The following is a 3,308-nucleotide window of genomic DNA, read 5'->3' as shown; positions in this document are numbered from 1 at the left end:
TCGCTGGACTTCGCCCTGACGTGTATGTGGCCGCGCTTGCGCGGCCACATCCCCGAGGACGCCGACCCGCGCACGGACGCCCGCACCTGGGTGGCCGCGGACGGCGGGAAGTCCGCCGACCTGCGGGCCGCGCAGCTGGCCGCGTACGCCGGGGCCGCAGACACGCTGCGGGTCGGGCGGGTCAACCGGCTGGAGTTCCAGGACGCCGTGTACCAGGTCGTCCGTACGCGCCGGCTGCTGCGCTGGGGCCCCGACGGCCCCGAAGGCCCCAGGCCGTCCGACGTCAACAGCCAGGAGCCCGCGCGCATCCACCTCACGCTCGACGAGGACGGCCGCGTCCTCCCCGACGACTGACCGGAACGCGCCCGGCGGGCCCCGACGCGTCCGCGGACAAGTCGGGACCCGGCTGGCGTTTCTACGTGCGCCACCGGACCTCCATGGGAAACGGTGGACCCGCCCACTCACTGATGCCCCGAGGGAGACACCGATGGACTGGACGCTCGAAGTGGTCCCCGTCCCCGTCACCGACATGGACCGCGCGAAGACCTTCTACGCCGACCTGATCGGTTTCAACGTCGACCTGGACGACGAGGTCTCCCCCGGAGTCCGCATCATCCAGATGACCCCGCCCGGCTCCCGGTGCTCCATCGCCATGCTCCAGGGAATGCCCACGGCTCCCGGCAGCCGGACGATGGCCCCGGGTACCCTGCACGGCCTTCAGCTCTGCGTCACGGACATCGAGGCGGCCCGCGCGGAACTGGTCGCCCGGGGCGTGGACGTGTCACCGGTCCGGCACGTCGGCGCGACGGGCTGGGAGGAGGGCAAGGGCGGCACCTGGAACTCCTTCCTCACCTTCGACGATCCCGACGGAAACGGCTGGGTCGTCCAGGAGGCCCCCTCGGAGCTGTCCGAGCGCTGAGCGGACAGGCCCGCGTTCCCCGCGACGGCGGCAGATGCACCAAGCCCGCCCCCTGCGGGAAGGAATCCCGGCGCGTACAGCCCGGCCGCTCGCACACAGGGCCGTACATTCCCCATTTCAGCCATTTCGTTCTATTCCGGGGATGTGCCTTGCGTCGATTCGCCGTTGCTCTCACCCTGCTGACCGCCCTCTCCTGCGGTTCCTTCGTGGGCTCGCACGCCGTCTCGGCCTCGAGTGCGCCGACGGGCGGTGGCGGCGGCCGGGGCACGAACATCCTGGTCGTCGGCATCGACAGCCGTACCGGGCTCTCCCGGGCCGAGAAGGAACGGCTCCACGTCGGCGGCAAGGGGTGCAACTGCACCGATGTGATGATGCTCGTCCACCTGTCCGAGAACCGGCGGCGCGCGAGCATCGTCTCCATCCCCCGCGACTCCTACGTCGCATACGCGGGCACCACCCCCGCCCGCAGCGGCAAGATCAACGGTGCCTACGCGCTCGGCGGCGGCCCGCTCACCGTGGCCACCGTGGAAAAGGCCACCGGCCTCCACATCGACCACTACCTGGAGACCGGTTTCGCGGGCTTCGAGCAGACGATCGACAACCTCGGTGGTGCGACCGTCTGCACGGACACACCGGTCAAGGACGAGAACTCCGGCCTCGACATCGGCGCCGGCCGCCATCTCGCCGACGGGAACGGGACCCTGCGCTACGTCCGGGCCCGGCACGTCAACCTCCGCCCCGGCGACCTCGGCCGGGTCCGCCGCCAGCAGCGCGTGGTCAACGACCTCCTGGCCAGGCTCACGGCGCAGGGTGCCCTCTTCGGCCCCGTGAGCACGGCGCGGACCGTGCGCACCCTGCTGAAGACCGTGCGCACCGACGCGGGGACGGGGCTGGACGACCTGGTCCGCATCGGCTGGGCGCTCGGTCACCTCCGGGCGGACCGGACGGAGTTCGCCACCGTCCCGATCCGGCTCTTCGACCACCGCGTGCCCGGTGTGGGTTCGACCCTGGTGTGGGACGAGGCCCGCTCCGTCGCACTGTGGGACGCGCTGGGGGCGGACCGCCCGATCACGGGGGACACCCGGATCCAGCCCGTCGCGCAGAACCCGGCCCCGACCGACCCGGCCCGGATGGCCGTCCGCGTGGACGACGCCGATGTGGCCGCCGCCCTGCGCGGCAACGGGTTCCTCGTCACCGACACCTCGCAGTCCGCGCCGCCGCAGCGACCGGCGGGCCCGCCGGTCGTCCGGTACCCCACCGGCCAGGAGGAGAACGCGGCGACCCTCGCGGCCGCCCTGCCGGGCGCCCGCCTGCAGGCCGACCCGGACCTCGACTCCGTCTTCGCCGTCACCGTCGGGACCCGGCCCGTCCAGGTCAGGACCGTCACGTACGACCGCAACGTGGCCGACGGCGCCCCCGTGACCGCAGACCGTCTCCGCTGCGCCGTTGCCCCGGCGGCGGCCGCGGCGACGGCCGGGGCGGGGGCCGCGGCGACGGCCGGGGCGGGGGCCGCGCAGCCGGGGGGCGGTAGCGGACCATCCGGGCGACGATGAGGAGTGTGGACGGGGCACAGCCGCGGGCCACACCAGGTGAGCGGGTGCGGGATGCATGAGGAGATGCCACTCGAGGACCTGATCAGCAGCGCCGCCCAGGATGCCGGAGGCTGGCTGGGCGCCCTGCCGGTCGCGCTCGTGGCCACCAGCAGCGACGGGATGATCGTGCGCTGGAACCACGGCGCCCAGGAGCTCCTCGGCTACGCCCCGCCCGAGGTGCTGGGGAGGCACATCTCGGACCTCCTGCATCCGGGAGCCGATCGCAGTCTGGGCCGGTCCCTGTGGGAGACGGCCGCCACCGGGCGCGGGGTCATGGGCACGGTCACCGCCTGGCACCGGGGCGGGCACCCGCTGGAGCTGGAGATCTGGGCCTGCCCGGTCCCGGACCGCCGCCACGGCGCCTCGGCCGTGCTGGTCTTCGCGGCGGACGCCCACGCGGCCCGCCGGATCCGGGGGTCCTCGGCCGTCTGGGACGGGCTGTTCGCCCGCTCGCCGGTCGGGATCGGCGTCCTGGACACGCAGCTGCGCTTCCTCCAGGTCAATCCGGCCCTCGAAGCGATGAACGGCCTGGCGGAGTCGGCCCACGTGGGGCGGCGCCTGGCCGAGGTGCTGCCCGAGGTGAACGCCCTCGAGATGGAAGAGGCGATGCGCCGCGTTCTGGACACCGGTGAGCCGGTCCTCGACCGGCGCCGGGTCGGGCGGACCCCGGCCGACCCGGAGCACGAACGCGTGTGGTCGTGCTCGTACGTACGCGTCGAGGATCCGGGCGGCCGGCCGATCGGCGTGATCGCCTCCCTGCTCGACGTCACCACGCAGCAGCGCGACCACACCGAGGC

At 73.5% G+C, this 3,308-nt stretch carries 4 protein-coding genes; all 4 read left to right on the top strand.

The window, feature by feature from the left end:
* On the top strand, positions 1 to 354 hold a 354-nt coding region (locus tag ACWGE1_RS40590), incomplete at its 5' end, for a DUF5954 family protein (RefSeq protein WP_453425492.1).
* A gap of 133 nt (positions 355 to 487) precedes the next feature.
* Positions 488 to 919: a VOC family protein gene (locus tag ACWGE1_RS40585; RefSeq protein WP_453425491.1), complete on the top strand. Its 432-nt coding sequence runs from the start codon at positions 488 to 490 to the stop codon at positions 917 to 919.
* Positions 920 to 1,068: 149 nt separating this feature from the next.
* Positions 1,069 to 2,472 carry an LCP family protein gene (locus tag ACWGE1_RS40580; protein WP_453425490.1) on the top strand — a complete coding sequence of 468 codons (1,404 nt, stop codon included), beginning with the start codon at positions 1,069 to 1,071 and terminating at the stop codon, positions 2,470 to 2,472.
* Positions 2,473 to 2,535: 63 nt separating this feature from the next.
* The coding region (locus ACWGE1_RS40575; protein ID WP_453425489.1) for a PAS domain-containing protein at positions 2,536 to 3,308 on the top strand (773 nt) is incomplete at its 3' end.

The organism is Streptomyces sp. NPDC054932 (assembly GCF_053610205.1).
Note: the sequence above shows the minus strand (reverse complement) of the source record. Positions and strands in the feature narration are given on the sequence as shown.

Excerpts from the sequence above, each read along its gene's own strand:
- ACWGE1_RS40585 (WP_453425491.1), top strand. The coding sequence starts at position 488 with ATGGACTGGACGCTCGAAGTGGTCCCCGTCCCCGTCACCGACATGGAC.